Below are 26302 nucleotides of genomic sequence, written 5' to 3'. Positions count from 1 at the left end.
GTGCATTGTCGGCCTGCGATCCATTGGTATGATGGTTTCGGGCGCTGGCGGGCGATAGCCCAGTGCACTGTGGGGCCGCTTTGTGTTGTAGTGTCTCCTCCATTGTTCGATCAGAATTTGAGCTTCGCGCAGGCTGTAGAAGATCTCACCGTTGAGCAACTCGTCCCTGAACCTGCCGTTGAAGCTTTCACAGTATCCGTTCTCCCAAGGGCTCCCAGGTTCAATGTAAGCCGTCTGCGCGCCAACTGCGGCGATCCAGTCTCGGACGGCTTGGGCGATAAATTCTGGCCCATTGTCTGAACGTATGAAGCGGGGTGCACCCCGCAGTATGAACAGATCCGTTAGGGCATCGATCACATCGACCGAGTTCAGCTTGCGCTTCACTTTAATCGCCAGGCATTCCCGACTGTGCTCATCAAGGATGTTCAGCGCCCGGAAGTGTCAACGGCGGCGTAAAAATATGGGCGAAGACCCCCAGATTTTCTGAATAAAATCAATGTTAGGAATGCAGCGTTATGCGCGTCCCTACATCACGGTTTAGCAAGTTCCTTTGCCGAACAGACCTGCGAATGAAGTCGGTTGAACAGCTTTATCTGACTGGTCCCTTGAAATTCTGGACTGATCATTCCACATCTATGCCATGAACAAAGAAACCCTTCCAATTGCCGACATCAAGTCGCCCGCAGGCCCGGGTAGGCCTCGTGCCTTTGACGAAGCCGATGCTTTGGAAAAAGCCTTGTGCGTATTTTGGCACAAGGGCTACGAGGCCGCGTCGGTGGACGATCTGACCAAGGCCATGGGTTTGAGCCGTTCCAGCTTTTATGGAACCTTCGGAAACAAGCAGGCATTGTTTCGCAAAGCCCTCAGCCACTATTCAAGACGTGGTTTGAAAGCTTTGCGCGACGTCGCGGACGCGGGTGGAAATGACCCCGTCGGCGCGATAATGGAAGCCTTGGCGAATCCGCAAGGAGGTCGTGACGGCTGCATGCTGATCAACTGCCTTACCGAGCTTGCCCCGCATGATGATGAAGTGGCCGATCTCGGACGCCACCATTTGGAGAGCATTGACAAAATTATTGCGGAAGCGCTTGAGCCTTCAGATCCGAGTCTGGCGCTCGACAGGGCGCGCGCCTATGCCTCCCTTGCCATTGGCACGCTAGCCTTGCGTAAGGCGGGCGTTCCCGCTGAGCAGATATCGCAAACCCTGAAACAAGCCCGGTTGGTGATTTCGCCATAAGGTCTCCCGCCACCATAACGAAATGAAACCTAACACAAACTCAAACAAGAGACAGTGAGCGCAATATTGGACTAGTTGGTCCAATAATATCTGAACGAAGTTTACCAAAGAAGGAAGCAGCAATGGCTGATGAAAAACTGTTCTCTGGCATCAAAGCTGGTGCAATCGAGCTGAAGAACCGAATTGTAATGGCGCCACTGACCCGTAACCGGGCAAGAGCTGAGGATGACAGTGTCCATGAATTGCAGGCCGAGTACTACGCGCAGAGGGCAGCTGCTGGTCTGATCATCACGGAAGCATCGCAAATCTCGCCCCAAGGCAAAGGCTATGCCTGGACGCCCGGCATTTATTCCAAAGCGCAAATCGACGGCTGGAAAAAAGTGACTGAGGCCGTCCATGCCAAAGACGGGAAGATCGTGATCCAGCTTTGGCATGTGGGTCGGATTTCGCATTACAGCTTGCAGGAGGGTGGTGAAGCCCCTGTTGCGCCATCCGCAATTGGCGCTAAGGCCAAGACGTTTGATGGTGAGCAGTTTGTTGAAACTTCTGAACCGCGGGCTCTGGCCATCGAAGAAATTGCTGACATTGTTGCGGACTACCGGAGGGCTGCGGAAAACGCCAAGGAGGCTGGTTTCGACGGTGTAGAGGTCCATGCAGCCAACGGATACCTTATCGATCAGTTCCTGCGCGACGGGTCGAACAAGCGTGAAGACGAATACGGTGGTCCTGTTGAGAATAGAGCGCGATTCTTGAAAGAGGTGATGGACGCTGTTGTCGGCGTGTGGGGTGCCGACCGCGTCGGTGTCCGCCTCAGCCCGTTCTCGGACGCTAACAACATTTCCGACAGCGACCCACAGGCGACGTTCTCGCATGCGATCAAATTGTTGAATAGCTATGGGTTGGCCTATCTCCATCTCGTAGAAGGGCAGACCGGCGGCCCGCGCGATATTCCTGAAGGTGGTGACCTAAAGGCGCTCTATGAACTGTTTGACGGAGTGAAAATGGGCAACAACGCTTATGACCGAGACATGGCGATTGAAGCAGTTGAGACCGGCGCCGTCGACCTGGTGGCCTTTGGTCGGCCGTTTATTTCCAACCCGGATCTTGTCAACCGGCTGGAGAAAGACGCCGCACTGAATGAGCTCGATCCAACCACTCTCTACGGCGGCAATGAAAAAGGGTATACCGATTATCCGGCACTGGAAGAGGAAGCGGTCGCTGCAGAGTGATACATCGCTCTTAACCCCTTAGCGACGGGCTATACCAAGCAAAGTGAGCGCGCCGGGTTGGACGCGCTCACCCAGCAACTACGGAGATCTCTATTCTTAAGGCGAGGGCCTGTCACAAACCTGCAAATGAACTGCTGCCATATGATCAGGGTTGAATGTATCCAATCAGGATGCATCCTTGATTGAGGGGCGCCCGGTTTTAGTTGAGGAAGATGTGCGGTGACTACAATCAATTGAACGCGTTTCTCGAGCCGAGCAGTGTCGCAAGTAAATCGTGCAAAACAATTCAGTCTTTTGGCGTAGTCTTTGCGGTTACGGCCCCTTGCGTTGCTGAATCCCGCAAAGGTCCTCCTTAGGTACCTTGGGTTCTATGCGGCCTTTCTTGCTTGGACTTTCGCAAATGTCTCCGATGCGCAGAAAGCGGGCTGTGCAAAGTCGTCCGGATTCGCCAATTCTTGCAATCTGCAATGGCGTTCAACGCTGTAAAGCCTTCGGACCAAGACCAATCATTCGAGTTCAACGTCGCATTGTACCTCTGAATGTGACATCAAGGATTGACCCTAGAACACTTTGCATCGGCTGCGATACGACGTGTTTGATCAGTATCTAGTCAGAGTATCAAGTATCGCTTGCCGCGTTGCGTCATCATTGTGGAAGATCCTGCCGGCGAGAAACTCCGATGGAAACTGAGGCCACGTTTTGCGCATTTCAGTGACCAGTCGTTGTGCTTCTTGCGAATGTCCCAGCTGATCCTGCGCAACGGCCTGGAATAGGAGCGACGGAGCACTTACGGGCGCACCGGCAGCGGGCGCGCCTTGAAATGCTTCGACAACCTTTTCGTAATTCCCGAGCATAAGCTGCGATACACCCCAAATATTACGTGCGCCAAAGCGGCCCGATCCTGACCTTAGTCTTTCGGGATTGCTAACCTCGGCAGCAAGTTCCGGTGCGTTAGCCAGGATGGCTGTGATGCCGACAAGATCCAGGATATGACCATCATTCGGAGCAAGTTCGACGGACATTCTTGCATATTTCTTAGCCTCGACTGGATTATTTTGGGCAGCCAATACCCAACCATTTGCGCCGTTTGCCCAGGCATCTGTCGGAGACAGATCAAGCGCCCTTCCCGACATCTCCGAAGCCTTGCTGATGAGGTCATCTCTTTGCGCTGTGTCCGGGGCCAAAATAGCCAAAGTCGCCAGAACTTGTGCCGATCCGGCGTAGCCATCGGAAAGTGCCGGGTCCAACTCTGTGGCATGCTGGAACATTCCCAATGCTATTTGCTGTCGTTTGACATCGAAAACAGGAAAAAACATGCCTCTGGCTTGATCCGCAAGGTTAGCCGCCTGAAGTCTCGTCAAGGACTGCTCACCAAGCGCTGCTCTTTCAGCCTGCCCTAGGGATTGGGTTGGGGGCAAAACCACATTGCTATCTTGAGCCAGCCAAAAGCCAATTCCAGCAATCAGTACAAGGCCACCCAGTCCAAACGGCAGCATTTTTTTCAAACGCGGATGTTCGGCAGGCACATCGCTACTCGGTACCTCTGAAGTGTCGTCTGCTGTCATATTTTTTTGCGAAAACCGTGGCTTGTATCCACCCGGATCAACAAAAATGCGAACCCCTTTGCCGTTCCATTGATCTTCATAAAACTCATGAAGCAGTCGACGCAGCCGTCTGGCTTCAACGCGAACGAGATTTCGGCCACCGGTGCCATCAATACTTCGACCGTAAACTTCGACTGCGATTGCTTTGCCACGGATTTGGGCGCCGCGACCAGCGAGAGTTTCTTCGACCACGTAAGTAATAAATTGCTGGAGTCGCGGCGAAGCCTGGAACGCGACGCTTGAAACAACGCTCTGAAGTGCCTGTCGGACAAGCTCCGGCGATGGCGGTGCAATATCTGGATCTATCGGCAATTCATTAGCTTGGTTCAAAGCAAACTCACCCCCAACTCACGGTGACTCACTTGGCCTGCATCGTCAACCGCACTCATCTTGATCTGAGAATAGATAGTGGGAACCATGGATAATCCAGTGACTTGGGAACTGAGTGACGAGCTTCCAGAGCTTTCCGATGCGCTCTCAGGGTTTAACGAAACGGATGCGTTGCTCAGCGAGGCAATCGAAGACCTGAAGAAAGTATCGGCACTGTTGGATGACACATCAATACCAGCCCCAGAGCGCGCGGAATGGACCCACATCAAATCTGAGCTGATCAACGAGCTTCGCCGGATGGTGAAGCGAAGCCTTCGCAACACTTCTAACTGAGGACTGGTCCATGACTAAGGAAGACACTGGGAAAGACCTGGACAACAAACAGGGGCAACCAACAGAGCAAATCGAAGACCCGTCGCGGCGGAGTGTTCTAAAGGGCTTGGCCACTGGAGCGGCCGCGACAGGGGCAGCTGGGTTTGCGGCAGGAAGTGCCGAGGCCCACGAAGGAGACGGCCCCCTGGGAGAAACACTCAAGAACCCATATGGCGGTCGACCCGCAGGCGGCATATCATTGCCAGAGTACTTCCGCCCGACGAAGTACATGACCGGTTCAAACGCGAACTATTTTCCACTGAGTGAGGAGTTGGGGCCAGATGAGATGCGCATCTCATTCTGTGGTTCAACACCGTATCCACCGCGCGAAGATCAGGCGGGTACTTGTATCATGGTGGAGTTGGGGAATGGAAAGCGGTTCTTCTTCGATTTTGGATCCGGTTGTGTCCGCAACATCATTGCCATGCAAGTACCTGGGCAACTGATCAACGACATCTTCATCTCTCACCTGCATGTCGACCACTATGCCGACATTCCGTATATTTACCCGTTCCGTGCCTGGTCGGGTGGCTACACGCCGTTGCGCATTCACGGTCCCTCTGGTCGGACACCGGAACTTGGGACCGCCGGAATGGTCAAAGGCATGCAACAGATGCTCAAATGGCATCTGGAGGCCTTTGATGTGTTCCCGATTGGGGACGGCTACGAGATCGAAGTCAACGAATTCGATTTCCGTCAGGAAGGCGGCATCGTTTATGACGAAGATGGCGTGACTGTTCGGTCCTGGCCACGAAGCCACGCCAAGGACGGTGCGGTTGGCTATCGGCTCGATTGGAACGGGCTGAGCTTTGTATGGACCGGCGATGGTCGCCCGGATGAGCTTTCACGTAAATACGGCGAAGGTGTTGATGTCTTTGTAACCGAAATGTCGGGACAGGATATTGGTCAGCTGATGACCTACAAATATGGTATCCCACAAGATCTCTTTAACTACACTATCGATACGCATCACACCTCCCACTATGCCGTGGGTAAGCTCTTTGCTGACACAAGGCCGCGTTTGGGAATGGTGACACACTATACCCAGGACGAAGACATCGACGCTGAAATGCTGGCTGGTATTCGCGCTCATTACGACGGTCTGTTCCAATGGGGTCTCGATGTAGCCGTTGTGAACGTGACCAAGGATGCAATCTGGTACAGGAAAGCTGCACTGCCCGGAAAATCCGGTACCGTTCCGCCATTCCGCGAACTAGCTGCGGCAGCCGAGGCCGGACGTATCGAGCTTCCAGATGAAATCACACTACCGAACCCGAGGCTCACCCGAGCAGATCAGCAAGATCAGAAGTACAGAGATATGGAGATTGATCCACGCGAGTACTACCCAACTGACGTTTTCCGAGCACCCGGCGGGGACTGGCCGCAGGACTTTACCATCAAAGTTTCGGATGTAATCGGCACGCGTGATGAAGACTGAGAGGAGATCGAACGATGATTGAATTTGGTTCGACTTCTGCGATCCCCGTAACGATCCTTACCGGCTTTCTAGGAGCCGGTAAGACAACGCTTCTGAACCGCATCCTGACAGGCAATCACGGGTTGCGGGTTGCGGTTCTGGTAAATGACTTTGGATCCATCAATGTCGATGCCGATCTTGTAGTCGGCCTCGAAGATGATGTGATGAGCCTGGCTAATGGTTGCGTTTGTTGCTCGATACGAGATGACCTGATCGAAACGGTGGAAGCCGTACTTGCCCGGCCTGAGAAGCCGGAATACATCATCCTTGAGGCAAGTGGAGTGTCCGACCCGTCGTCAATCGCGATGACATTTACCGATCAGAAGTTTCGGGACATGATCCGCTTGGACAGCCTAATGTGTCTTGTCGATGCGGAACAGCTATTTGCTGCGCCGGAACAAATGGAACTGAAGCTCCGTCAAATCGCGTTCTCGGACATGGTTATTTTGAACAAGGTCGATCTCGTCGACAGGGCAGCTGTTCAGAAGGTGCACGATTGGCTTGGGTCTCGCTTCCGTCGATATCGCCTGGTCGAAGCTGTCAATGCCGACGTCCCACTGGATATACTTCTTTCCGTTGGTCGCTTTGCCGCCGAACAGCTCGAAACAACAATACCCGATCATCACGAACATGGACCAGATTGTGGTTGTGACCACTCTGATCACTCGGACAGTTTCTCAACAACCATGATGAAAGCTGAACGCCCGATAAGCCTATCTTCTCTCCGGAACGCAATTCGGAAGCTTCCGGGCGATGTCTATCGCCTCAAGGGTTTTGTTTTTAGCGAGGAAGACCCGGATCATCGCATTCTCGTTCAGGTCGTTGGAAAACGTATGGACATCGCAAGGGATGGGGCATGGGGCCACCGAAAACGCGAAACAAGGCTTGTTGCAATAGGTGCACCGGGTGCCCTGTCAGAATACGAGCTTTCCGATGCGTTATTGGCGACCGCATAGCGGCAAGTTCGACCAAACTTGCTTGCGTGTGATTCTTAAATTCCAACTCGTAACCGCTCGAAAACCCGCAGCGCCAAGGACCAAATAAGGAGAAACACCTGATTGCTGAAACAGATTGGGAAATTGGTTCAAGCGATCACATGGCCCGCACCTGCCACTGCGTTTGTATTATCGGGCACGGCTGTATGCGCGCAGGACCTCTCAGGTCCAGAACTTGAAGATGCCGCCCCAGAACCCGGATTGCCGTGTTCAGCCGGAGGACAAGATGCCGAGTTGTTTTCTGCTTTCTACGGGCCCGAGGCGTTACCTCGGGTTTCAAATCTCCTTTTCTGGGGTTCTAGGGGCAAATTCAGGATGCCTATATTTTTTCAACCGAGGAAAATCTGGAAGCCATGCAGCGGGTGACGTCAGTGTTTTAACAAAGTAAGGCGAGGTCGGAACAAAGCACTGCGCGTCAGTGTTGCACGCCAATGTTCCCGGTGAATTGCGTGCGGAGCTTCTTATCAGGGACTTTGGGAGCGATTCCGACGATCCACCCGTGGCAGTCGAAGTTTTTGGCCACCTGCATTTCATCGAGGCCGCACTTGATCTCCGAGGCGCGATTGTAGCCGTAACTTCGAAAGCAATTATTGGCTGAACCACGATAGGCAAAAGGCATTAATCTGATCCAAGACACCCGCCGAGGCGTATTTATCAAGTCCCATCTTAACAAGGAGAAAAGAATGCTTCCACCCAGCATTATCGCTGCGACCCTTGGATTTTTCGTAGCCACTTCGCTTCAAGCTGGTGTTCAAATACGCTTCGTAGAGGGCGCACCAAAGGACCGTTTTGTTCTGACAAATGTCGGAACGTGCGACGTCGTAGCCTCGACCGTCAAAATTGACTTGTCGCAATCTGCCGGACGTTTGATTTTCGACGTTACCGAAAAAGGCGCGGGCGTGGAGGTTTTTCAACCTCTCGAATTCGTTGAAGGTGCTGACGCACTACGTCAGCTTCCTTCGGTCGTGGACGGGCAAAATACAATTGAACTTGAGATCGCCTCCCTCGCGGTAGGGGAACAACTCGCTTTTACCATCGATGTAGATGACACCATTGGGCAACGCGAAATCACTGTTTCTGGGTCGGAGATCGAGGGCGCCATGGTGTCATATACTGCCTCGGATGAGACCAATACTGCGACCTTCTCTTCCGAAGCGTTCGTCAACGTGATGACCAAGGATTGCTGAGAGCTGCCCGGCAATGTCGGACTGGTTGATCCGCATAGCATTTCTTGTGCTCATGCTCGGAGGCGGCATCCTGATCGGGATACTAACCGCACCCGGTGATTGGTATGCGCAACTTTCTAAACCTGCTTTCAATCCACCAAATTGGATTTTTGGCCCGGTTTGGACGGCGCTTTATGTTTTGATCGCGATGGCGGGCTGGCGCCAGTTCGAAGCAGACCGGAGCTCGGCCGCCATGAAGTTGTGGTGGGCGCAGATGGGGCTTAACTTTTTGTGGTCACCAACCTTTTTCGTACTGCAAATGCCGTGGGTTGCCTTTGTGGTCATTGTTGCGTTGCTGGCTGTCATCTTCGTGTTCATCGCTCGGGTGAGGAACTCGGATCCAGTCTCCGCGCTGGCCTTCCTGCCGTATTGTGCATGGGTCGCATTTGCCACGGCGCTTAATCTTTCTATTGCGATACTGAACTGAGAAGGAACAACATGCGTGCCAACTTCTTTGGGCTTTTTTCGGGGCTTGTTATGCTCGGATCTACAATGGCACAGGCTGATGAAAACCTTGCTGAGGACTTTTCCAAGTCTCCGGAGACGCGTTGGGACTATGTTGCGGACACAGTCATGGGAGGCGTCTCTTCAGGGAAAGTGCAGTTTCGTACGGAAGGTGATGTCGCATTCGCGCATCTGACCGGAACCGTTAGTACAAAAAACAACGGCGGCTTCATCCAGTTTCGACACAAGTTGCCTGATCGGCCCGATGCGGGCGTATCGGGCGTAAGGCTGTTGGTCCGGGGTAACGGCGAGCAATACTTTGTTCACCTCAGGACACGTGGCACCGTGCTTCCTTGGCAATACTACCAGGCCGAGTTTCCAACTTCAGAAGACTGGACCGAAGTCTCTTTGCCTTTGTCAGCCTTCAAGGCTTCAGGTGCCATGTTGCGCGCTATTCCCGTCGCTGACGAAATCACCTCGGTTGGAGTTGTAGCCTATGGGCGCGATCACGAGGCCCGTGTGGATGTCAGCGAGATTGGGTTTTACTGAAGGTCGCCCGGGCGATGGCCAGAAATACGTCTGGGCGTCCCCCTTTCGGTGTAGCCGCGCCCCCAAAAAGGGCGACATGCCATCAGATTATTTGTCAAAAAGACCTAAAGCTGCGACCCAATTGGCAAAATACTCAGGAAACCGGAAACTATGTGATCCCAGGCTGATCCTGTCGGCTCGGATTCATATTCAAGGACGTTGCCATCATCATCTCTTGTCGTCCATCTAAGCTGGCCAGCTTGCTCGAGTGTGACGTGATATGTGTATGCGGGCAGCGCGTCGTCTAGGGCACCCATCGTCTGTGCAGTCAATGCTGGCGAGTCAATCAGAATTCCCATCTCGGTGTTGATGTTGACAGACCGGGGGTCCCAGTTGAACGACCCTACGAACAAGTATCGGTCATCAACCGCAAATGCCTTGGAGTGTAGGCCTGATCGCGATTGAGCCCAGTTAATCCCGCGGCGTTGAACTTGATAAGCGTCGGGTCGCAGTTCGTAGAGTTCTACTCCACCGCGTAAAAGTGCTCGGCGTTTTTTAGCGTAGTGTGCGTAAACGGGTGCGACGTCGTTAGACGCAAGTGAATTGGTTACGACCTTTACGTCGACCCCGCGCCTCTCGAGTTCGGCCAACCATTTCACGCCGTTGTTGCGCGGCACGAAATAGGCGGACACGATATTCACCTCACTGCGGGCATTCTCAAAATACGGAAGCAATTGAGATGCCAGAACGGGGTCTGAACTATCCAGACCCGCCGCTTTTGAAGGTGGATCAGCATATAGTTTCGCAGGCAGCCAATCCAGTGACAGGGCTCCATCTGCGAAGTTCTCTTGTGCTGACTTTCTGAGGGCGGCGCCGTACTGCGTTTGCTTCGCTTCTTCGACCAGTTCCTTCAACCTGCTTCGTGCATCGCTAAGGTCAAATTCTTCGGGTTCCCCAACGACCGCACGTGCCGGAACGGCGAACTCGCTGTTCCAGTAAGAGTCAAAGCTACGCGACACCTCGCGCACAACGGGGCCTGCGGCCAGCACATCCAGATCAGCGTAGTTCATTTCTTGCCGTGCCAGAAAGTACTCGGCACCGATGTTTCTTCCACCCACAATCGTGAACACATTGTCTGCCGTCATGGACTTGTTGTGCATTCTTCGATTGATGCGTTTGAAATCTGTGATACCCGCAATCAAAAGGCTCTGATCTCGCCAAAATGGATTGAATAGCCTGATCTCAATATTTTTGTGATTGTCCAACGCGGCCGTCATCGCGTCATAGCTGGACGTGTCCATGTCATCCAGCAACAATCGGACACGAACACCCCGATCTGCTGCCTGCAAAAGACTGGCTGCAAAAAGGTGACCTGTTGGGTCGTTGTGCAGAAGGTAGTATTGCGCGTCTATCGTTCGCTCGGCAGCAGCCGCCAAAAGCAGCCGTGAAACAAGCGCTTCTTCTCCATCACTGATCAGCTTGATGCCTGACCGACCGTCTTTGGGGTCTCCAAAGCGATCGGCCGCCTGGCCCAGAGCCGTGCCCGAATTCGCCGGCAGCGCAGCCGATGCTGTCTTTTCATATGTACGGGATTTTGGAGCGCAAGCGACAAGAAACAGCGCGCAACAAACCCCAATCACGAACTTCCATTGCGCCATAGGCTTCCTCCAACCGTATGCCCTAGGTGACTACGCCGGACCATGCGATTGCAAGTTTGTTCTATGAAACCCGAGGTTGTTTCGTTTGTCAGTGTTGATTTCGCATACCAGCAATGGCGGAATTGTCAGTCTGATGCTGGGCGACGGTTTCGGAGTTCCGCAGCCACCGCCGAACTTTGCGCAAAGCTCAGTGTAGGAAGGACATCAAATGCATATCATGATTGAGATGTAAGTTCACGAGCGGCGCTCAGAAGGGAAAAGTGACCTGAAAATCAGCATCGGAATAGCGACTGGCGAAGTCGTCGCGGGCTATGCCGGTACGGATAATTGGGCGACGTATACTTGTATCGGATCGACCGTAAACCTTGCTGCTTACCTTGGGACAGAGACGCAGAAAACCGGAAGCCTTTAATTGATTGATCAAGAAGTCTTCGATCTGTCGGTGGCGGCCTATGTGTTGGACACATTTGGTGGAACCATGATCAAGGGTTTCTCCGATCCATTCGGCATCCATGCACTATGACCAATCGAGCGACCTCAAAAAAAGGCTGAAATACTTGAAGTATTCGACGCAGTGTATGAGGGCCTAGAGCGAAAAGCAGAACAGTCAGCAAGTTCGGACTATTGGTCAGGTGCGTACCAAATTGGCGAAGTGTATGCGCGTTCCTGCGCTGTCAATGGGACATTGTCTGGCATTTGTATTCCAAACTTAACGGCATCATACGCCGTCCAGCGGGGTGTCGGAATTTCGATCACTCGGGCGTAGTAAAACGCGCTTTCTGACGGATCAAAGTCGGGATCTTGCCACACGGTTCCTAACTCAGAAGCACCTATCGTGTTGGTCCACGAGGGGATTGAAAGATTAACTGTGGTGCCTACGGATGGCAGCTTACCAGCGGCATCTGGTTCGCGGGAACCGGACCAGGCCACGTCGTAGACTTTTTCCCGTTGCTCTCCATCTGCATCTAACCAACCCTTTATGATCTGGATTCGATCCAAGTTTGCTCCCATCGGATCACGAAGCGCGTATACCAGAAAAGTAGGAGAGCCTTCCCCAGGGCCAAGATCGCCACCCATCGGCACACCTTTGGTGTATCCCACAAGCGCCAAGTCCCGCCGCAAGGCATCCTCTTCGGTAAAAGTATATCCACCGAACATACGGACGCGCATTCGGGGACCTGTTGTTGCGTAAGTTTCACGCCGATGCATCGCATCCCAGATGGCTGTGCGGGAATTCTCTTCGGCCCATACTGCTGTCAGACCGCCGGTAATATATTGCGACGAGCGCAGCGCAACAGTCCCGTCAGCATACGTTTTGCTGACATGTTGGCTCCGTTCTTCGCTGGGCTCGTAGCCGGTAAATTTTCCGAAGAAATTGTCGTTGTCAGGGGCGGTCAAACCTGTGTGCGTGTCACTGGCCCCACCCAAACCAAACTTGAAAGGGTTCACCCCAAAAATTTTTTGAAGTGACAGGCCGCGAAGCAACCCGGATCGTGCATATTCGCCGGGCAGCATATCCGCCTCTTTTCGAACCGAAGCATCAAGGTTACCGAAGTCCCACGTTTCGAAGTCAGCAAATTCATCATCAGGTGAAAGGAACGGGTGGGCCTCACCGTCCCCCTTTATCTGGGTTGGTTCATATAGCCTTTCCCATTTGTTTCGCGCTTCTGCGTATGCGGGATCTAACGGTACCCCGTCTGCGAAATCGTCAACGAGCGGGAACATCCAGCCGTTCGATAAGTTTCCATTGTGCGGAATAGCAAGCACACGCCCGCCGGTTGTTTGCTCATAGTTTTCCAACCACTTCCAAAGATCACGAGGGTTTGGTGAGCCTACCGGGGGCGTCGTTGTATAAGGCAGTATCTGCCTTGTGAGCTCAGGGCCGTCGCGAAATATCACGTTTCGGTGCAAATTGTTCCCTGCAACGAGAGATGTCCATTCATAGGCTATGAAGGTACTGAACACGCCTGGGTCATTGTACTCCTCCGCGGCATCAATAATGTCGTCCCAAACACGGGCGTAAGCGGGATTGCCGGGTTGATAGTTCAGCGCAGGGGAAACCTGTCCTTGAGCAAATGCCGCGGTAAGCTCAAGCGCAGCTGCCAAGGCGGCTTCCCCACCTTTGTTGAATTCCTCGTGGAAATATCTGCCTTGCTCATCCGCCAGGATGTTGGGTGCACCCCCAATGATGTCGGTGATTGCTCCCATCGCATCCGAATGGTCTGTAATCATGAAGAAATCGAGAGGTATCGAAAGTTTTACTGGTTGACCCGTGTTTGAGATCACCTCTTCGCCACGCGCAAACCGATAAGCATCTCGCGGCATCAGGCGTGTCCCGCCGCCGCCAGCATCCCCGGACAGTCCAGTATGAACGTGGGTGTCTCCAAAATAGACTTGAGTTGGATACGCACGCTCAGCGTAAGGTGAATAAGGGCGACCAGAAGGTCCAGAAAGCCCAGACGGGTTTATTGCATCCTGAGCATGGATTGGGTTCCCCAAAATGAGAGCGACGGGCAAAACATAGCGAAACAACTTTTCCTCCATAATTGGAGGCATCATAACACAACTCCGGTACGGAGTATTTCCGGCCGAGAATAAATGTCTTCTACACTTGAGGAGTAGACCCTCGGCGAACTTCACCAAATGGCTGCAACGAGCCGGGCGCAGCAAGTTATCCCGTGGTCCTAGCGGTTTAATGAACTTTCGAAGAGCCGTCCAAGTGGTTCAAAGGCTGTTGAGCCGATGCTTCTCGAGTATCCCACAAAGCATAGTCTTGGCTTGGAGCCTGTGTTCTCGATGGCGTTCACGCGCCACATCCGGCCGACCTTCACTTATCGCTTGGAAAACAACACGATGATCCTCATTGGATTTGACTGGTAGAGGCCTGATAAACAGTGTCGTTGCGCGTGCGCGACGAACCTGGTCGCTCATCATGGCCACAATCGCTTCGACCCGTTTGTTGCCACCTAAACGCACGAGTTCCTGATGAAACAGCTCATCGGCCTCTGCCCAGGCTTCAAGGTCTTCGGCGTCGATGGCTTGGTCCATCTTTGCAATCGATCCAGCAAGTACCGACAGTTCATCATCTGAATAACCTGCTTCGGCTGCGCGCTGTGCTGCGAGACTCTCGAGTTCCGTCAATATGTCGTAAATTTCACGCATATCATCGGATGAAACAGGCAGTATCCGCACGCCCTTCCGGGGCCGCATTTCCAGCAAACCCTTACTTTCCAACATCAGCGCAGCTTCCCGTATCGGGGTGCGGGACATGCCAAGGGTCTCGGCGAGTTCCGATTCCAGATGGTCAGTTCCGGCAGCAAGTTCGCCGGATAGGATCATCCGCCGCAAATCCCTTACTGCACGTTGTGTATTGGAAAGAGTTTTTGCGTCCTGATCCTTCACGGCGTCTCCAGGTTGATCTTTCGTCCCTCCGCAGCCGAGAGATAGATTTTCTCTTCTATGCGGATCACATCCAAATATTCTCGGGCCGTGTTTTCCAACAGCGTGCCCCGTAGAAGGCCCGAAATGACGTGACTTTGCAAGGCGTGGACACAGTCTCCTCCAAATCCTTCGTGATCGCTCGGAGGTAGAATCTGCTGTCGCTCCTGTTTTCCAAAAGCGCGCAGTTCAACTGAACCGTCGCCGTTAAGAACCAGCGATCCTTTCGTTCCTTCAATAAGCGCTTCGCCCATGGTTTGGCGCAGGTTTTCGGCACTGTGATCAAGGCACCTGTTCCCGTCGAACAGAGCTTTCAAGCCGTTGGGGTGATCAAACAAGATGTAACCTGCATCCTCGCCTGCGATAACGGGGTTCACTCGACGCAGGTCGGCATAAACCGCGCTGGGCGCATTAAACAGAAACCGGAACGTGTCTACCCAGTGAACCGCTGTTTCATGAACGAGGAAACGCGGCATGTCCTGAAAGTAGGGCTGCCGGTCAAGATAGGCGCGTGGTCCCTGTCCGTCGCCGGGCCGAAGCCGGAAAGTCGCTTGTAGAGGCGTTCCAATTCGACCTTCAGCCATCGCTTCCTTGATTGCGCGGTACCAAGGCTGGAAGCGAAAGTTCTCGTGTACGACAATAGTTGCGCCAACCTCATCTGCTTCGGAAACAACCTCCTCCGCTTCACCCAGAGACAAGCAAAATGGCTTTTGGCAGATCAGCCACTTGATACCAAACCGCAGTGCCGTGCGGATGGCCTCGGCCTGCGCCACAGGAGGAAGGATGATGTCCACGAGATCTGGTTCTTCTGCCTCCAACATTTTCGATAGATCATCATAAGCCGCCAGCCCTGTTTCCCTCGCTTTTTTGATATCACGGTTGCAGGATGCAACTGGAACAGCGCCAGGCATTCTTGACCAGCTTTCGTAGTGGAACTTGCTGAAGTATCCCGCACCTACACACGCGACCCGAATGGCTTCTTTAGTACTCATGCCGGCAATGCTTCCAATACCGCTGAGGCCGCTTCCTGAGTTCCAGCTTTGCCGCCCAAGTCTCGCGTCAGGTTTTGACCGTTCGCCACCACCTTTTCTACGGCCTCGCGCAATCGAGCGCCGTCGCTGGACAGTTCCGGGTGATCATGGGTCAAGCCCAACCATTCAAGCATCATTGCCGCGGACAGGAACATTGCAAAAGGGTTGGCAACACCCTGTCCCGCAATGTCCGGAGCGGAGCCGTGGCAGGGTTGGAACACGGCGTGGTTCAATCCGATATCTGCTGAAGGAGCCAGTCCAAGACCGCCCATAAGACCTGCACCAAGGTCAGAGAGGATATCTCCGAACATATTCTCAGTTACCAAAACATCGAATTCCCAAGGCTTCTGGACCATCCAGAGGGCGGTCGCATCAACATAAGCATGGTCTGCTTGTAAATCGGGATGGCGTGCGGCCTCGGCGTCAAAGATTGATCTGAAGAATGCAAAGGCGCGGAATACATTGGCTTTGTCGACACAGGTTACTCGCCCCGGGCCGCGACCGGACGCCTTGCGGTTGTTGGCGAGATCAAACGCAAAGCAGAATAGCTTTTCGGATACCTCTCGGGTGATCAGCAGGGTTTCACGCGCCTCATCTTCCGTGACTTCGCCCGTTCCTTGGGTGAAGAACAACCCTTCGGTGCTTTCACGGATCAAGACAAAGTCGATCTCTTTTCCGGGAGGCAGCGCCAAGGGGGTCATTTGTCCGCTGCTTACCTTTACCGGACGCACGCCAGCAAAAAGGCCAAGCTGCTTTCGCAGGTCTATCTGTGGAGAAATCTCGGTTCCGTCAGGATATCGAACATCCGGTAAACCCATTGCTGACAGCAGAATCGCGTCGGCCATGCGTGCAGTTTCGAGTGATCCTGATGGGAAAGATTCTCCAGTTTTGGCGTAGTGGCCTGCGCCTGCTGGTGCGTCTGTAAACGCCAACTCGTAGGTCGGATTACCGCGCGAGAGATGGCGCAAAATTTCAAGCGTAGGCGCCATAATTTCCGGGCCGATCCCGTCCCCGTGGAAAACCGCGATATCGTAAGTCTTTTTCATTTTGGCCCGCTTCCTTCCCGTTTTGCATTCATAGCGCGATAGCAGCTTCCACTACAGTCCGTTGACAATGCATTCTTTAATGTATACGCAAATAAATGCAACAATAAACGCGAAGTTGTTTTGGGAGGACTTGGAAATGAAACTAAAGCTAGGGCGGTTAGCGGCCGCAGCCGTGATGGCGACCGGGATCGCAGGGGCAACTGCCGCGCAGGATTATCCCTATCGTGATATCACCACAGCTGTGGTCTGGGGGGCCGGTGGCGGCACGGACACGATCAACCGAATGATCATGGCCGAGATGGAAAAACACCTTCCGGTCTCGATCAATGTTATCAATCAAACAGGTGGTGTCGCAGGTTCCAACGGCATGGTCTATGTCATGAACCAACCAGACGATGGCTACACATTGGTTGGTCTGTCAGAGTCGAACGTCACCGCTGCTGTGCAGGGTGGGTGGGACAAGAAATTTGATTTTTGGTACCCGTTCATTGTTGGCGGATCACCTGATCTGATCTCGGTTCCAGCGGACAGCCCTTACAATACGCTGGAAGAACTGGTCGACGCTGCCAAAGCTGCCCCTGGCACTATTCCAGCGGCGGCTTCCGGTGCGGGTTCGATCCACCACTTGAACCTTCTGGCCATCGAAAAAGGGTCCGGTGCAGAATTCAAATTTGTTCCCTACAAAGGCTCAGCACCCGGGCAGGAAGCGGCGATAGCGGGTGAAGTTGCGTTGGTTGTGACTTCACTGGCTGAACAGGCTCCGTTGATTGAGGGCGGTCAACTTAAACCGCTCGCAATGTTGACGCCCGAAGATGCGCAGATTGCAGGCACAACGGTGCCATCTGCCTTTGGCATCTACGACGGGCTCGACCAGTATCTGCCGCTCAAACAGGCCATCGGGTTTGCAGTTCACAGTTCAGCCGGAGATGACGTAAAGGCTGCGCTTGGCGATGCGTTCGAGCAGGCGATTGCGTCCGACACCGTCGCTGAATGGGCTGCGGCAAACAACTACGATGTCGGCGGTCAGCACGGCGAAGAAGCTCAAGAATTGTTTGCGAACCTTGAAGCTACCTTTGCCTATACCTTGCAGGACCTTGGTGCTGCCACTGTCGATCCGGCCTCGCTGGGTATCGAGAAGCCCTAATCCGATCAATTTTGAAAGGGCGCGTTCGATCGCGCCCTTTCCTGAAGGAGGCAGGCCATGGACAAACCTGACGAAACACTGATCCTGCGGACGCGCGATTTTTGGGCATCGATTGTTCTTATCACAGTGTCCCTCTTTTTCCTTTGGAAGACATTGGACATTCCACTTTGGGGTGAAAACCGCGCCGGTGTAAGTGGATCGGACTGGTACAACTCGGCTGCAATTGTACCGTTATTCATCTTCGGCGGGATACTTGTTCTTTCCTTCGTTTTGCTGGCTATTTCGGTCCGTTCGGGCGGAGCTCAAAACGCGTTCAGTGCCTTGGGGATTGGATGGGAAAAGTGCGAAGCCTACCGTGCTTCAACAATAGGCCTGATCCTTCTTGCATATGTCGTCGGGCTGGTTCCCCGAGTGGACTTCATTCTGTGCTCTGGGTTGCTGATCACGGCTTTGACTTACGGCTACTACGGGGGTCATGCGCGGCGTGCTTTGGTGGCCTGTGTCGCAGTTGTCGCTGCCGGTTTGTTTGCGTTCGCCGTGTTTCCTGCTCAGGCGGATTGGAATGAACACGGTGATGATTGGTTTACATTGGCCGTTTGGGTCACGCTTACACTTGTGGTGTTGACCAAAGCGGTTACTGAACGCGTTTTGCGGTTCGTTCCAGTGGTGGCGATACTTGCCCCGCTCATCCTTGTAAGCGCGATGGCCTTTGTATTCCGGCAGAACGTGCCCGCGCGCGGCGGACTGATCTTCAAGCAAATCGAATACCACTATTACGTGACGCTTCGTCCGCTTTGGAAAGACTGACCGGATGGACTTTATCCTTTCGCAACTGGCTGGATTTGGGGCCGCTTTCGTGGGCCTGGCAGTGGACCCGCTGACCTATCTGTACTTGGTCGCATCCGTATTCCTGGGCATCGCATTTGGAGCATTGCCGGGACTTACGGCAACCCTGGCCGTGACGATCCTGACGGGATTCTTCGGCAACAAGATCCCATTGGACTATTCACTCATCGCATTGCTCGGCGCCTATGTGGGCGCGATTTACGGCGGCTCTTACCCCTCAATTCTATTGAATATACCGGGCACAGCAGCCAGCGCGGCGACGGCCATGGATGGCTACCCTCTAGCCAAAGCGGGTCGAGGGGGCGAAGCATTAGGGCTCACCACGACGGCCAGTTTCATTGGCACAGTAATCGGGACCATCACGCTTTTGATTTTCGTCTGGGCGCTGCTTTTGGTTTCAAAGAACATCGCAAGCCCAGAGAAAGCACTGTTGGCCCTGTTCGGCATTCTGCTTTCTGGCACTTTGATGAGCGAAGACCTGGTGATCAAGGGATGGATCGCTGGTCTGATCGGGCTTGCGATGTCCATGGTGGGGCTTGACCCTCTGTTGTCTGAACCACGCTATACTTTCGGCTGGTCTTACCTGATGAGCGGATTTCAGGTCGTGCCAGTTTTAATGGGCGCCTTTGCGATCCCGCAAATCATTGATGGTTTGAGGCACGTTGAGGCCGGGAAAGTTCTGGCTCTGAAAGGCCGTATTCTTCCAAACCTTCGCTCTATTCGGCGCTACCTACCGACCATTGGCCGGTCAGGCGTGATCGGGACAGGGGTAGGAGCACTTCCCGGAGTTGGCGAAGATGTCGCCGGTTGGGTCAGCTACGGTGTCGGCAAGACCGTATCTGCCGAGGGCGACAAATACGGAAAAGGCTCTTTGGAAGGTCTGTTGTGCTCTGAGACTGCAAACAATGCCTGTATTGGTGGTGCTCTGATCCCGCTTTTGGTGTTGGGCATTCCCGGTTCGCCACCGGCCGCCGCTTTGATGGGCGCTTTCAAAATCAACAACGTGATCCCAGGCCCGACGATAGACCCCGAGATCATTCTGCGCGTGGTTGCAATACTTGTGCTGGCATCCCTGACAATGTTCCTGATGGGGCTTTTCACGGCTCGGGTATTTATCAAGATACTCGCCATCCCGCAGACCATCTTCTTGCCCGTCGTTATGGTTCTGACAACAATTGGATCTTTCAGCGTTGGTGGCGGCATCAATGATCTCTACCTTATGCTTGGTGTGGGTGCCGTTGCCTATTTCATGAACCTGATGAAATACCCAATCGCGCCGTTGGTTATCGGCGTTATTCTGGGCGGCCTGTTTGACGAAACCTTCCGCCGGTCGCTGTTCTTGTCGGACGGGGATCTTTCGGTCTTCTTTTCACGACCCGGTGCGGCCATTCTTCTGGTACTCAATATTGGTCTGATCCTCAGCCAACTGCCTGTCGCAAAGCGCGCTTTCTCACGCCTAATAGGAATTTCTGTCTGATGTTTGCGGTTACTGTCACCTTCACTCTCAAGCCCGGTACGACAGACACCTTTTTACCGCTGATGGTCGAAAACGCTTCAACCTCTTTGCGTGAAGAACCCGGATGCCATCAGTTTGACGTTTGCCTCGGTGACGATCCCGAGACGGTGTTCCTCTACGAAGTTTATGAGGACGCTGCCGCGTTCGGTGTTCACCTCGAAAGCCCGCATTTCAAGTCCTTCGATGCTGCGGTGGCTGATATGATAGAAGCCAAAGTTGTTCACCAGTATTCCGAGGTCATTCGATGAACAATTGGGAAATCCACGCCGTCAAATATGCAGATCGCAATGCCCGGACGCGAGCTGATAGCTTCATCATCGATGACAATCACGACGCGCCTCATGCGATGGACTACTTCGTTTGGGTGCTCAAACGCGGCGACAAAGTCATTCTGGTAGATACTGGTTACGATAGCGGCGAGGCCACTGCCCGGGGTCGTCCCATCGCGACGGACCCTCGCGAGGCTTTGCGGCCCTTGGGTATTTCGCCCGAAGCGGTGACCGATGTCATCGTGACCCATCTTCATTATGACCACGCGGGGGGGCTGCATATGTTCCCTAACGCGAAGTTGCATATGCAATCGGCGGAAATGGCCTTCGCCACGGGCCCCTGTATGTGCCACGACCATCTGCGTGCGCCTTTCTCGGCGGGCCATATTTGCGAGGTCGTAAAGCGTCTCTATTCAGGCCACGTCATATTCTACGACGGAGAAGCCGAGATAGCAGATGGGGTGACCGTGCACTGCATCGGGGGGCATTCGCGCGGGTTGCAATGCGTTCGGGTAAGGACGTCAGGCGGATGGATGGTACTCGCCTCAGATGCCTCGCATTACTACGAGAATTTCATGGCGCGCAAAGCCTTTCCAATCGTTGTCGACCTGCAGGACATGATGGACGGTTTCGAGACGCTCGAGAGGTTGGCTTCGCATCCTCGACTCATAGTGCCCGGCCACGATCCACTTGTGCGCGAGATTTATCCCGTCGGAGCAGCGCCGCATATCCATAGGTTGGATCCAGGGCCGACGAAGGACATCAAATTATGAAGATCGGCGTCATAGCGGACGACTTCACTGGTGCGAGTGATATTGCGAACACCTTGGCAAAGGGCGTTGAGCCGGAAGGTGGGTTACGCACGGCTCAGTTTACAGGCATTCCAACTACCCCGGCGGACGAGGCGATCGAAGCGGGTGTGATCTCTCTCAAAAGCCGCACTGCACCTGTCGATGAAGCTGTTGCAGATAGCTTGCGCTCCCTACGCTGGCTCGCGGATCAAGGATGCGGTCAGTTCATTTTCAAGTATTGCTCGACCTTTGATTCCACGATGGAGGGAAATATCGGCCCCGTTGCGGAAGCACTCGCCAACGAGTTGGATGAGCAAAAGGTGGTTTTCTGTCCGGCCTTTCCCACCACGGGGCGTACCGTTTTTCAGGGACATCTTTTTGTGCACGGCAAGCTGTTGCACGAGTCTGGGATGGAAAATCACCCTCTTACTCCGATGACGGATGCCAACATCCGGCGATGGTTGCAGCGTCAGACCAAAGAAGCGGTCGGGTTGGTGCCCATTGACGCCGTGAAGCAAGGATCCGAGGCGATTGCTGCTGCTTTGAAGAGCGCCGACGAACGATTTGTGATTGGCGATGCGATTTCGGATGAAGATTTGTTGACCTGGGGCGAAACTCTAAAGGATGCCAAGCTCATTACTGGGGGATCGGGTATAGCACTGGGGTTACCAAGAAACTTCTTGAGAGGGGCTTCACCCAATAGTGCTGGCAGTGTGTTCCCCGGTATCACGGGGCCCGAGGCGATCCTTGCAGGGTCTTGCTCAGGCGCTACTCGTGAGCAGATCGATGTTCATGCGAGTTCCCATCCGACCTTCGCAATTGATGTTCCGGGCGTCATTTGCGGAGATGTGACCACGCAAACGCTTTTGGAATTCTTTGAAACGCACTTGGGTCAGGCGCCGCTCGCATATTCGTCGGGAAACCCGGAAGATGTGCGCGCGATCCAAAACCAATTTGGTCAGGAAGAAGTAGCGGAAAAGCTGGACAATCTCTTTGCAGACACCGCGCGAGAACTTGTCCTGACGGGGTACAAGCGATTGGTGGTGGCAGGAGGGGAGACGTCGGGCGCTGTCGCCAAAGCCGTGTCTGCGGCACTGGGGTCTCCTGCCATGTCGGTTGGGCCAGAGATTGACCCGGGCGTGCCGGTCCTGAGCGTTGGAAAAACCGAACCCATCGCGCTGGCGTTGAAGTCTGGAAACTTTGGCGCTCCGAACTTCTTTTTGAAGGCTCTCAGAATGATGGAGGCAGGCACATGAAATCTGAAGAATTGGTATTGCGGCAGCAGATGTCGGATTTATGTGCCTCGCTGTTTGAGCGTGGATTTTCCGTCGGCACTGCGGGCAATGTCTCCGCACGTCTACACGACGGTATCCTGATGACTCCAACCAACTCAACTTTAGGAGATATAAATCCCGAGCGCATTGCCAAGATTGATTTGGATGGAAACCACGTCTCTGGCGACAACCCGACCAAAGAGGTTTTCCTGCATCAAGCCTTCTATGAAACGCGGCCAGAAACGGGCGCCGTGGTTCATCTGCATTCGACCTGGGCCACCGCCCTGTCGTGTCTGGAAGACATCAACCCAGATGATTGTATTCCTCCGCTGACGCCGTACGTGGTGATGCGCGTCGGCACGGTCAAACTTGTTCCATACGTCAAGCCGGGTGATCCGAAATCTGGTGACCTGATCCGCGAATTGAGCGGTAAATACAGTGCTGTACTGTTGGCCAACCACGGACCCGTAGTCTCGGGAAAGGATCTTTTCTCAGCGGTCTGTGCAGCAGAAGAGTTGGAAGAAACGGCCAAGTTGCTCGTGGCACTGCGGGGTATGCCAACCCGAACGTTGGATGCAGAACAAGTCGCAGAACTCAAAGAGACATTCGGAGGGATTTAATCCAACGCAAAATACTGACTTTGCAGACTTTTGGGCAAATCGTGCAGGGCTATGGGCGTTAAACTTGAGTTTAATGAACGGAATCTATGGCAAGAAAGCCGGGTTGTGAGGCACCTAAGCCCGGTGTGGCTTATCAATTGCGGGCGTTCTTTGCTGGCCGAATGCAAATACTGCACCGGACTCCGACTAACGCTTATGTTCTCAATGTCTCATTTCTCACGGGTGACCGGAACTTCAGTTTAGATGACAGATAATAGATTTCCGCGGAGCGTGCGGTTCAAATACAGGGGTGTATTTGATGAACTGTGGGCGGAACTTGCGGCTTAGCTGCTTCTTCAGCCGCCGGTTCTCGGAACCCAAAGCACGCAGCTTCTCGTCAGACAGTTCCATGCCGCCATACTTCGATTTGTATTTGTGGAAGGTGCTCTGGCTGATCCCAAAGTGCTTGTAAACATCCCCGTCTTCTCGCAGGCTTCTTGTTCGTTGATCATCTGAATGATCTGTTCGCCGATGAATCCCACGTGCACTTGTCCGTCCTTTAGTTGACCAGACTCTACGCAAAACTGGAGGAGATTTACGGGCTCAGGTCATGTCCTGAAGAGCCACAAAAGTCTTGATCTGACCAAATCCCGGCGGCAGCATTGACCTGCGTCGTTCGAAAAATGGGGATACCGTTTGCAAGGCCTTCTTAGTCTCTTCCCATGTAGCGTCTCGGGTTGCTTGCGATGATACGTTCCTCACCTGAACTGCTGGCAGTTTCCAGGCGTTGGTACAAGATTCTCAGAACCAAGAAGAATACTGAGGAATTGCGGAACTTTCTGTCGAAAGCAGAAGAACTTCGGTTCGTTGGAACCGGCGAAGGCGAGTATTGGAGCGGGCAAGCCGTTCGTGATGGGGTTAGCGGCTTTTTTGCGGAAATCCCGGCACCGGTCGTTTTCGAAGAAATTGAAGCGGAAGCCTTCGAAAACGGAGAAACGGGATGGTCATCCTTTGTCCATAAGATTCAGTTTGTCGGCTTTGACGAAGCCGTCTTCTATCGCACCGTCCTGATTTTTGTCCTGGAGGGAGCGGCCTGGAAGATCATCAATCGCCACGCTTCAGTACCCACTCCGAATATTGAACTTGTGGGTAAGGAACAGCTGGCCATCCAAAAACTGATTGATGCCGCACGCGATGAAGGGCCCGAGCTGACCCAAACCGAAGGTTTAGCTTCGGTACTTTTCACTGATGTGGAGGGCAGTACGGCATTGGCAGAGGCGTTGGGTGATCAGCGTTGGTCGGTGCTGATCGAAAACCATTTCCGGGTCTTGTCGGCGATCATTGAAAAGCATCATGGCCAGTTCGTAAAATCGCTTGGAGACGGAACGTTGTCTGTCTTTCCGTCTGCGAAAGAGGCATTAGCGGCTGCCATCAAAATTCAGAAGGCCATTGCATCGGTGTCAGAAGAGCCGTTTTTCGGTATTCGTATTGGAATTCACACTGGCGATGTCGTGCAATCACGTGGAGATTTTTTCGGTACCGTGGTCAACAAGGCGTCACGCATTACAACGGCTGGTGTGGCAGGCGAAATACTCGTTTCAGATGTGACCCGCGCCATGGTTGCCGGACAGACCGGGTTTTCGTTTTCCGGCCTAGAACCCAGACTGCTCAAAGGTCTCCGTGGACACCACGTTCTATATCGGCTCCAGTGGAATAACTGAGCGTTGACTTCACCTTAACCCGACAAGTCGAATAGTGTCCTCGCGGATCAGTTGGGTACAAAGCACTGTGTTGCACAGTACAGAAAATCGCCAAAATACTCCGGTGGATTGCGGTTATCGCCCTACTGTCACGTGTGCAGTATGCAACAAGATCAGCATACGATTTCTCGCGCGCCGGAACGTTCGGTTGGTTCAGTGTCACGTCCTTCCAAAGACGAAATGCGCTGTGGATGCTTCTGTCACTCGTCCACAACACGAAACTCACCGGAAGGCGCGTCAGTAGGTGGTTCTTCGAACTCATTGGAAATCAGACCGCGACGGATAAGTTCACGAATGGCGGCCGCTCTGGATGGCAGTCTGTTCTCGAACCGCCAATCATCGATGGCCTTAAGCTCTTCGAGGTCGAGCATTAGTTGCAGTTTTTCAGTGCGCTTTGGTGGTCGATTTTGATCAGACACTGGCATGACCTCAGTAGCTTACGTCAGTTACTCCAAGCATGTATGGCAATGGGCCTGTGTGTCTACATCAATGTTGGCATGTTGGGCTGGATACCCATGATCATGAAGCGCCTCATTATGTGTTGGATACATATAATAAGTATATGATTTTATTTGAAATTTACCATTTTCCCCCTAGTTTCTACTCTGTAAGAAACGAAATGGAGTGAAAATGATACAGCAAGTTTTGAAGTCTGAAGTTCAGGAAGAAACGAACGATACAGGCATCGACAAAAATGCGTGGATCGCCAACGCGGTGACGGAAATACTGGCCGATACAATGATCCTGATGGTGAAAACGCAAGGCACACATTGGAACGTCGTCGGCCCGCTTTTCCTGCCGATTCATGAGCTGACAGAGCGTCAGTATCGTGACCTGTTTAAGGCCACTGATGAATTGGCCGAGCGCGTGCGCGCGTTGGGTCAGGTGGCACCGATTTCGTTCACTGACATGGTTAGCCAGGCAAAGTTGACCGAAGAAGAAACGGTCAAAGACGCAGAAGGTATGATCAAGCAGTTGGTTGCAGACCATGAAGCGATCGCCCGAAACCTGCGTGAGACTGCCGCGACCGCCGCCCGCTATGGCGATGGGGCTACAGAGGATCTGATGAACGCCAGGATGGCCAAGCATGAAGAAGCAGTCTGGATGCTCAAGGCGATTGTTGCGGCCTAGTGGGCGGCTCCCGTCGATCTGAACCACCGTTTGAGAAGAAAGGAAAACTCATGACACGTGTTGGGTACGAGAAAAAGGCGCAGCTGCAACTGGATAGTTGGAATGCCCAGGTTGATGTTCTTGAAGCCAAGCTGAAAGTGGCGGAAGCGGATGCCAAGATCGAGCTCGAGGAACAACTCAGCAAGCTCTACAAGGTAAGGTCTGACGCAGAAGCTCAGCTGAAAGAGTTGAAGTCGACCAGCGACGAGGCCTGGGAAGACGTCAAAGAGGGCTACGAGGCTGCATGGAATGACATGCAGAGTGCTTTGAAAAAAGCGGCCGACCGGTTCGCGTAAAGCAGGGTTCGTTAAGAAAGCG

27 protein-coding genes and 2 pseudogenes are annotated in these 26302 nt (G+C 53.5%); 19 read left to right on the top strand and 10 right to left on the bottom strand.

Annotated elements, in window-relative coordinates; translation table 11 throughout:
- Positions 1–438: pseudogene (locus GOW09_RS21115) on the bottom strand (integrase core domain-containing protein); the annotation flags it as partial.
- 202 nt (positions 439–640) lie between these two features.
- Here GOW09_RS21115 and GOW09_RS21110 point away from each other — a divergent pair.
- Together GOW09_RS21110 and GOW09_RS21105 are read left to right on the top strand one after the other, a co-directional pair.
- Entirely contained in the window at positions 641–1237 is a 597-nt protein-coding gene (locus tag GOW09_RS21110) for a TetR/AcrR family transcriptional regulator (RefSeq protein ID WP_171120716.1), read from the top strand.
- Between the two features lie 122 nt (positions 1238–1359).
- Positions 1360–2466, top strand: coding sequence for an alkene reductase (locus GOW09_RS21105; RefSeq protein ID WP_171120714.1), 1107 nt, complete (start codon positions 1360–1362; stop codon positions 2464–2466).
- 599 nt (positions 2467–3065) lie between these two features.
- Here the strand turns inward: GOW09_RS21105 and GOW09_RS21100 are convergent.
- The gene (locus GOW09_RS21100; RefSeq protein ID WP_171120712.1) at positions 3066–4400 is read right to left on the bottom strand and encodes a hypothetical protein; all 1335 of its coding nucleotides are present in this window, start codon (positions 4398–4400) and stop codon (positions 3066–3068) included.
- Positions 4401–4487: 87 nt separating this feature from the next.
- Here GOW09_RS21100 and GOW09_RS21095 point away from each other — a divergent pair, with 87 nt between their 5' ends.
- The 3 genes from GOW09_RS21095 to GOW09_RS21085 are packed head-to-tail and all read left to right on the top strand — an operon-like array spanning position 4488 to position 7205.
- The gene (locus tag GOW09_RS21095) at positions 4488–4733 is read left to right on the top strand and encodes a hypothetical protein (RefSeq protein ID WP_152456619.1); all 246 of its coding nucleotides are present in this window, start codon (positions 4488–4490) and stop codon (positions 4731–4733) included.
- Between the two features lie 10 nt (positions 4734–4743).
- Positions 4744–6210 (top strand): guanitoxin biosynthesis MBL fold metallo-hydrolase GntH, encoded by a 1467-nt coding sequence (gene gntH, locus GOW09_RS21090; RefSeq protein WP_216600366.1) that lies wholly within the window; start codon positions 4744–4746, stop codon positions 6208–6210.
- A 14-nt stretch (positions 6211–6224) separates the two neighbouring features.
- The gene (locus tag GOW09_RS21085; RefSeq protein ID WP_171120711.1) at positions 6225–7205 is read left to right on the top strand and encodes a GTP-binding protein; all 981 of its coding nucleotides are present in this window, start codon (positions 6225–6227) and stop codon (positions 7203–7205) included.
- 454 nt (positions 7206–7659) lie between these two features.
- Here the strand turns inward: GOW09_RS21085 and GOW09_RS21080 are convergent, their stop codons facing one another.
- Entirely contained in the window at positions 7660–7863 is a 204-nt protein-coding gene (locus GOW09_RS21080; protein WP_171120709.1) for a hypothetical protein, read from the bottom strand.
- Positions 7864–7927: 64 nt separating this feature from the next.
- Between GOW09_RS21080 and GOW09_RS21075 the strand changes: the two genes are divergently transcribed.
- Genes GOW09_RS21075 through GOW09_RS21065 form a run of 3 tightly spaced genes read left to right on the top strand, consistent with a single transcriptional unit; the run spans position 7928 to position 9463 of the window.
- Positions 7928–8431: an aggregation factor core gene (locus GOW09_RS21075; protein ID WP_171120707.1), complete on the top strand. Its 504-nt coding sequence runs from the start codon at positions 7928–7930 to the stop codon at positions 8429–8431.
- A gap of 13 nt (positions 8432–8444) precedes the next feature.
- Positions 8445–8897: a TspO/MBR family protein gene (locus tag GOW09_RS21070; RefSeq protein ID WP_152456623.1), complete on the top strand. Its 453-nt coding sequence runs from the start codon at positions 8445–8447 to the stop codon at positions 8895–8897.
- A 50-nt stretch (positions 8898–8947) separates the two neighbouring features.
- On the top strand, positions 8948–9463 hold the full coding sequence (locus GOW09_RS21065) for a CIA30 family protein (protein WP_254442771.1): 516 nt from the start codon (positions 8948–8950) through the stop codon (positions 9461–9463).
- Positions 9464–9567: 104 nt separating this feature from the next.
- On the opposite strand, the gene GOW09_RS21060 is transcribed toward GOW09_RS21065, so the two are convergent.
- On the bottom strand, positions 9568–11100 hold the full coding sequence (locus tag GOW09_RS21060; RefSeq protein WP_171120703.1) for a phospholipase D family protein: 1533 nt from the start codon (positions 11098–11100) through the stop codon (positions 9568–9570).
- Between the two features lie 259 nt (positions 11101–11359).
- On the opposite strand from GOW09_RS21060, the pseudogene GOW09_RS22915 reads away from it, so the two are divergent.
- A pseudogene (locus tag GOW09_RS22915) lies at positions 11360–11512 on the top strand (adenylate/guanylate cyclase domain-containing protein); the annotation flags it as partial.
- Between the two features lie 209 nt (positions 11513–11721).
- On the opposite strand, the gene GOW09_RS21050 reads toward GOW09_RS22915, so the two are convergent.
- From GOW09_RS21050 to GOW09_RS21035, 4 genes are all read right to left on the bottom strand, one after another.
- Complete coding sequence (locus tag GOW09_RS21050; RefSeq protein WP_254442770.1) at positions 11722–13632, bottom strand: DUF3604 domain-containing protein; 1911 nt, start codon at positions 13630–13632, stop codon at positions 11722–11724.
- 192 nt (positions 13633–13824) lie between these two features.
- Complete coding sequence (locus GOW09_RS22910; protein ID WP_171120699.1) at positions 13825–14502, bottom strand: GntR family transcriptional regulator; 678 nt, start codon at positions 14500–14502, stop codon at positions 13825–13827.
- Positions 14499–15530: a Gfo/Idh/MocA family protein gene (locus GOW09_RS21040; RefSeq protein ID WP_171120697.1), complete on the bottom strand. Its 1032-nt coding sequence runs from the start codon at positions 15528–15530 to the stop codon at positions 14499–14501. The genes GOW09_RS22910 and GOW09_RS21040 overlap by 4 nt, the downstream gene beginning before the upstream one ends.
- Positions 15527–16615: an isocitrate/isopropylmalate dehydrogenase family protein gene (locus tag GOW09_RS21035; protein ID WP_171120695.1), complete on the bottom strand. Its 1089-nt coding sequence runs from the start codon at positions 16613–16615 to the stop codon at positions 15527–15529. Before GOW09_RS21035 ends, GOW09_RS21040 begins: the two co-directional genes overlap by 4 nt.
- A 136-nt stretch (positions 16616–16751) precedes the next feature.
- Here GOW09_RS21035 and GOW09_RS21030 point away from each other — a divergent pair, with 136 nt between their 5' ends.
- The 7 genes from GOW09_RS21030 to otnC are packed head-to-tail and all read left to right on the top strand — an operon-like array spanning position 16752 to position 23075.
- The gene (locus GOW09_RS21030; protein ID WP_152456629.1) at positions 16752–17759 is read left to right on the top strand and encodes a tripartite tricarboxylate transporter substrate binding protein; all 1008 of its coding nucleotides are present in this window, start codon (positions 16752–16754) and stop codon (positions 17757–17759) included.
- Between the two features lie 57 nt (positions 17760–17816).
- Entirely contained in the window at positions 17817–18566 is a 750-nt protein-coding gene (locus GOW09_RS21025; protein ID WP_171120693.1) for a hypothetical protein, read from the top strand.
- A gap of 4 nt (positions 18567–18570) precedes the next feature.
- Entirely contained in the window at positions 18571–20082 is a 1512-nt protein-coding gene (locus tag GOW09_RS21020; RefSeq protein ID WP_171120691.1) for a tripartite tricarboxylate transporter permease, read from the top strand.
- Positions 20082–20369 carry a putative quinol monooxygenase gene (locus GOW09_RS21015; protein WP_171120689.1) on the top strand — a complete coding sequence of 96 codons (288 nt, stop codon included), beginning with the start codon at positions 20082–20084 and terminating at the stop codon, positions 20367–20369. The genes GOW09_RS21020 and GOW09_RS21015 overlap by 1 nt, the downstream gene beginning before the upstream one ends.
- Positions 20366–21163 (top strand): N-acyl homoserine lactonase family protein, encoded by a 798-nt coding sequence (locus GOW09_RS21010; RefSeq protein WP_171120687.1) that lies wholly within the window; start codon positions 20366–20368, stop codon positions 21161–21163. The genes GOW09_RS21015 and GOW09_RS21010 overlap by 4 nt, the downstream gene beginning before the upstream one ends.
- Positions 21160–22437: a 3-oxo-tetronate kinase gene (gene otnK / locus GOW09_RS21005; RefSeq protein ID WP_171120685.1), complete on the top strand. Its 1278-nt coding sequence runs from the start codon at positions 21160–21162 to the stop codon at positions 22435–22437. The genes GOW09_RS21010 and otnK overlap by 4 nt, the downstream gene beginning before the upstream one ends.
- Positions 22434–23075, top strand: a complete 642-nt coding sequence (gene otnC / locus GOW09_RS21000) for a 3-oxo-tetronate 4-phosphate decarboxylase (protein WP_171120683.1) — start codon at positions 22434–22436, stop codon at positions 23073–23075. Before otnK ends, otnC begins: the two co-directional genes overlap by 4 nt.
- Before the next feature lie 234 nt (positions 23076–23309).
- Here otnC and GOW09_RS22905 read toward each other — a convergent pair whose 3' ends face one another.
- Positions 23310–23636: a transposase gene (locus tag GOW09_RS22905; protein WP_371808064.1), complete on the bottom strand. Its 327-nt coding sequence runs from the start codon at positions 23634–23636 to the stop codon at positions 23310–23312.
- Positions 23637–23800: 164 nt separating this feature from the next.
- Between GOW09_RS22905 and GOW09_RS20995 the strand changes: the two genes are divergently transcribed.
- Positions 23801–24775 (top strand): adenylate/guanylate cyclase domain-containing protein, encoded by a 975-nt coding sequence (locus GOW09_RS20995; RefSeq protein ID WP_171120681.1) that lies wholly within the window; start codon positions 23801–23803, stop codon positions 24773–24775.
- 239 nt (positions 24776–25014) lie between these two features.
- Here GOW09_RS20995 and GOW09_RS20990 read toward each other — a convergent pair whose 3' ends face one another.
- Positions 25015–25185 (bottom strand): hypothetical protein, encoded by a 171-nt coding sequence (locus GOW09_RS20990; RefSeq protein ID WP_170791963.1) that lies wholly within the window; start codon positions 25183–25185, stop codon positions 25015–25017.
- A 259-nt stretch (positions 25186–25444) separates the two neighbouring features.
- Between GOW09_RS20990 and GOW09_RS20985 the strand changes: the two genes are divergently transcribed.
- Together GOW09_RS20985 and GOW09_RS20980 are read left to right on the top strand one after the other, a co-directional pair.
- Positions 25445–25945 (top strand): Dps family protein, encoded by a 501-nt coding sequence (locus tag GOW09_RS20985; protein ID WP_171120679.1) that lies wholly within the window; start codon positions 25445–25447, stop codon positions 25943–25945.
- Between the two features lie 50 nt (positions 25946–25995).
- On the top strand, positions 25996–26280 hold the full coding sequence (locus GOW09_RS20980) for a coiled coil domain-containing protein (RefSeq protein WP_171120677.1): 285 nt from the start codon (positions 25996–25998) through the stop codon (positions 26278–26280).
- Positions 26281–26302 lie beyond the last annotated feature (22 nt).

It is taken from the genome of Ruegeria sp. HKCCA5463 (assembly GCF_013034175.1).
In the GTDB taxonomy this organism is placed as follows: Bacteria; Pseudomonadota; Alphaproteobacteria; order Rhodobacterales; family Rhodobacteraceae; genus Ruegeria.
Note: the sequence above shows the minus strand (reverse complement) of the source record. Positions and strands in the feature narration are given on the sequence as shown.

What these genes read in the sequence shown, in the direction of transcription:
- gntH (WP_216600366.1), top strand. Translation starts at nt 4,744, where the DNA reads ATGACTAAGGAAGACACTGGGAAAGACCTGGACAACAAACAGGGGCAA.
- GOW09_RS20990 (WP_170791963.1), bottom strand. Translation starts at nt 25,185, where the DNA reads ATGCTCGACCTCGAAGAGCTTAAGGCCATCGATGATTGGCGGTTCGAG.
- GOW09_RS21030 (WP_152456629.1), top strand. Translation starts at nt 16,752, where the DNA reads ATGAAACTAAAGCTAGGGCGGTTAGCGGCCGCAGCCGTGATGGCGACC.
- GOW09_RS21080 (WP_171120709.1), bottom strand. Translation starts at nt 7,863, where the DNA reads ATGCCTTTTGCCTATCGTGGTTCAGCCAATAATTGCTTTCGAAGTTAC.
- GOW09_RS20995 (WP_171120681.1), top strand. Translation starts at nt 23,801, where the DNA reads ATGATACGTTCCTCACCTGAACTGCTGGCAGTTTCCAGGCGTTGGTAC.
- otnC (WP_171120683.1), top strand. Translation starts at nt 22,434, where the DNA reads ATGAAATCTGAAGAATTGGTATTGCGGCAGCAGATGTCGGATTTATGT.
- GOW09_RS21105 (WP_171120714.1), top strand. Translation starts at nt 1,360, where the DNA reads ATGGCTGATGAAAAACTGTTCTCTGGCATCAAAGCTGGTGCAATCGAG.
- GOW09_RS21015 (WP_171120689.1), top strand. Translation starts at nt 20,082, where the DNA reads ATGTTTGCGGTTACTGTCACCTTCACTCTCAAGCCCGGTACGACAGAC.
- GOW09_RS21020 (WP_171120691.1), top strand. Translation starts at nt 18,571, where the DNA reads ATGGACTTTATCCTTTCGCAACTGGCTGGATTTGGGGCCGCTTTCGTG.
- GOW09_RS21065 (WP_254442771.1), top strand. Translation starts at nt 8,948, where the DNA reads ATGCTCGGATCTACAATGGCACAGGCTGATGAAAACCTTGCTGAGGAC.
- GOW09_RS21075 (WP_171120707.1), top strand. Translation starts at nt 7,928, where the DNA reads ATGCTTCCACCCAGCATTATCGCTGCGACCCTTGGATTTTTCGTAGCC.
- GOW09_RS21025 (WP_171120693.1), top strand. Translation starts at nt 17,817, where the DNA reads ATGGACAAACCTGACGAAACACTGATCCTGCGGACGCGCGATTTTTGG.
- GOW09_RS21110 (WP_171120716.1), top strand. Translation starts at nt 641, where the DNA reads ATGAACAAAGAAACCCTTCCAATTGCCGACATCAAGTCGCCCGCAGGC.
- GOW09_RS21070 (WP_152456623.1), top strand. Translation starts at nt 8,445, where the DNA reads ATGTCGGACTGGTTGATCCGCATAGCATTTCTTGTGCTCATGCTCGGA.
- GOW09_RS21010 (WP_171120687.1), top strand. Translation starts at nt 20,366, where the DNA reads ATGAACAATTGGGAAATCCACGCCGTCAAATATGCAGATCGCAATGCC.
- otnK (WP_171120685.1), top strand. Translation starts at nt 21,160, where the DNA reads ATGAAGATCGGCGTCATAGCGGACGACTTCACTGGTGCGAGTGATATT.
- GOW09_RS21085 (WP_171120711.1), top strand. Translation starts at nt 6,225, where the DNA reads ATGATTGAATTTGGTTCGACTTCTGCGATCCCCGTAACGATCCTTACC.
- GOW09_RS20980 (WP_171120677.1), top strand. Translation starts at nt 25,996, where the DNA reads ATGACACGTGTTGGGTACGAGAAAAAGGCGCAGCTGCAACTGGATAGT.
- GOW09_RS21095 (WP_152456619.1), top strand. Translation starts at nt 4,488, where the DNA reads ATGGATAATCCAGTGACTTGGGAACTGAGTGACGAGCTTCCAGAGCTT.
- GOW09_RS20985 (WP_171120679.1), top strand. Translation starts at nt 25,445, where the DNA reads ATGATACAGCAAGTTTTGAAGTCTGAAGTTCAGGAAGAAACGAACGAT.
- GOW09_RS21040 (WP_171120697.1), bottom strand. Translation starts at nt 15,530, where the DNA reads ATGAGTACTAAAGAAGCCATTCGGGTCGCGTGTGTAGGTGCGGGATAC.
- GOW09_RS21035 (WP_171120695.1), bottom strand. Translation starts at nt 16,615, where the DNA reads ATGAAAAAGACTTACGATATCGCGGTTTTCCACGGGGACGGGATCGGC.
- GOW09_RS21060 (WP_171120703.1), bottom strand. Translation starts at nt 11,100, where the DNA reads ATGGCGCAATGGAAGTTCGTGATTGGGGTTTGTTGCGCGCTGTTTCTT.